2 protein-coding genes are annotated in these 2,110 nt (G+C 70.7%); both read right to left on the bottom strand.

The genetic code is table 11. From position 1 onward, the window contains the following. Positions 1–205 precede the first annotated feature (205 nt). Entirely contained in the window at positions 206–907 is a 702-nt protein-coding gene (gene nth / locus VKH46_10105) for an endonuclease III (GenBank protein ID HKB71183.1), read from the bottom strand. Between the two features lie 240 nt (positions 908–1,147). Next, positions 1,148–1,990, bottom strand: a complete 843-nt coding sequence (rsmI, locus tag VKH46_10110; protein HKB71184.1) for a 16S rRNA (cytidine(1402)-2'-O)-methyltransferase — start codon at positions 1,988–1,990, stop codon at positions 1,148–1,150. Positions 1,991–2,110: the final 120 nt, after the last annotated feature.

The following is a 2,110-nucleotide window of genomic DNA, read 5'->3' on the forward strand; positions in this document are numbered from 1 at the left end:
GGGGGGGGGGCACACCGTGATTGTACGGGCCAGAGTCAATGCTCGTTCGGGATTTCCGCGATGCAACACTCGGGTCGATGAACGGGCGTTCCCGCCAGACCGCGTCGGGCGGAGCGGGATCGCCGGCGAAGACCGTTTCGAAGTGGGCGCCTTCCGCGGAAAGGGAGGCCACCGGGGGGAGCGGAGAGTTCCCGGCGGCAGGATCTCAGCCGCGGCGGCGGGCGGCGGCCTTGCGCGGGGCCCGGCCCGTGGCCGCGGAGACGCCGATCTTCGGGCAGATCTCCGCGAGCACGCACTCCTCGCAGAACGCCCGGCGCGCCGTGCAGACCCGCCGTCCGTGCTGGATCAGTCGATGGGCGAGCATCGCGCGCTCCTGCGGCGCGACGAGAGCATTCAGGTCGGTTTCGACCTTGACCGGATCGTTCTCGCGGGTCAGTCCGAGCCTTCGCGACAGGCGGCCGACGTGCGTGTCGACGACCATGCCCGCGTGGGCGTTGAACGCGTTCCCCCGGATGACGTTCGCGGTTTTTCGTCCCACGCCCGGGAGCTTCAGCAGGTCTTCCTCCGACTCCGGCAGACGTCCGCCGAATTCCTTCATGAGGACGGCGGACGCGCGCCGCAGGCTCTTCGCCTTGTTGTTGAAGAAGCCGGTCGGCCGGATGTCCCGCTCGAGCTCTCCCGGCGGCGCGTGGACGTAGTCGGCCGGAGTCCGGTACTTGCGAAAGAGCTCCTTCGTGACCGCGTTGACCCGCTCGTCGGTGCACTGGGCGGAGAGGACCGTCGCGACGAAGAGCTCGAACGGCGTCCGATAGTCGAGCCAGCAGCGCGCGTCCGGGTACGCGCGTTTCAACCGCCGGATGATCTCTCTCGTGCGCGACGCTCGGGCGGCGGAAGATTCGCGGGGCATCGGCGGATTCTAGCCCGGTTCACCCGGCGAGGCGGATGGAGACACCGACACGGAGGACCGAAGTAATGTCTTTGGCGTAGCCAGACGCCGTACAGAGTGTACCCGCGAGATATTTTTCGTCGAGGCAAAGAAGGCCGGCGAAGGCGAAGCCGGGCTTCCGCAGCATTCGGCGGAAAAGATCCGCGGGGACGCCGGAGTCGTTCATGAATAGTCCGGGCGAGTGCCCCTCGGCGGAACGCGTCACGCTTTCCGCTCGAGAATCCGCCGGTATACCTCGCGCGAGGAGACGCCGATCGACCGAGCGACCTCGCGCGCGATCTCCCGCGGCGTCATTCCGCGCCCCTCGAGCGCGGTGATGCGCGTCTCGATCTCCCCGGCGCCGGCGGCCGGACGTTGCGCCTCCCGCGCTCCGCTCGCGACGACGACGCATTCGCCGCGAATCGATTCCCGCGCGGCGATCCGATCCCGCAGGGCCGGCAGATCGCCGCGGAGCGCCTCTTCGTGGATCTTCGTCAGCTCACGCGCCACGAGCGCCGGGCGCGCTCCGAGGGCTGCGGCGGCGTCGGAAAGGGAGGCCGCGAGGCGATGGGGCGCCTCGAACCAGACGAGCGTCTCCGAGCGATCGCGGTAGCGGTCGAAGAACGCGCGCCGGGCGCCGGCCTTCGCCGGCGGAAAACCGAGAAAGACGTGAGGCACGGCGGGAAGGCCGGAAATCGACAGCGCCGCGGCCGCCGCGTTCGGGCCGGGAACGGCGACGACCGGGAACCCCGCCCCGGCGGCCGCGGCGACGATCCGCTCCCCCGGGTCGGAGAGCGCCGGCGTTCCCGCGTCGGAAACGAGAGCCACCTCCTCCCCGCGGCGGAGCCGCGCGACGACTTCGTTCACCCGCGCCTCTTCGTTGTGCGCGTGGCAGGAGATCCGGGGCGCGGGGAAGCCGAAACGCGATGCGAGCTTCCCCGTCACCCGCGTATCCTCGCAGTAGATCGCCGCGACGCGGCGGAGCACCTCCGCGGCGCGCGGCGACAGGTCGTCGAGGTTGCCGATCGGGGTCGCGACCACGAAGAGGCGTCCGGTCGGTTCCATCGGGCGCCATTATCCGCGAGGCCGGCATCGGCCGGATAGAATCGGGCCGTGCCGGGAAAGCTCGCCGCCGCCCTTCTCTGCCTCGCCGCCGCCGCAGCGGGGGGCGCGACCCTCGACCGG

It is taken from the genome of Thermoanaerobaculia bacterium (assembly GCA_035260525.1).
Lineage (GTDB): Bacteria > Acidobacteriota > Thermoanaerobaculia > UBA5066 > DATFVB01 > DATFVB01.

What these genes read in the sequence shown, in the direction of transcription:
- nth (HKB71183.1), bottom strand. Translation starts at nt 907, where the DNA reads ATGCCCCGCGAATCTTCCGCCGCCCGAGCGTCGCGCACGAGAGAGATC.
- rsmI (HKB71184.1), bottom strand. Translation starts at nt 1,990, where the DNA reads ATGGAACCGACCGGACGCCTCTTCGTGGTCGCGACCCCGATCGGCAAC.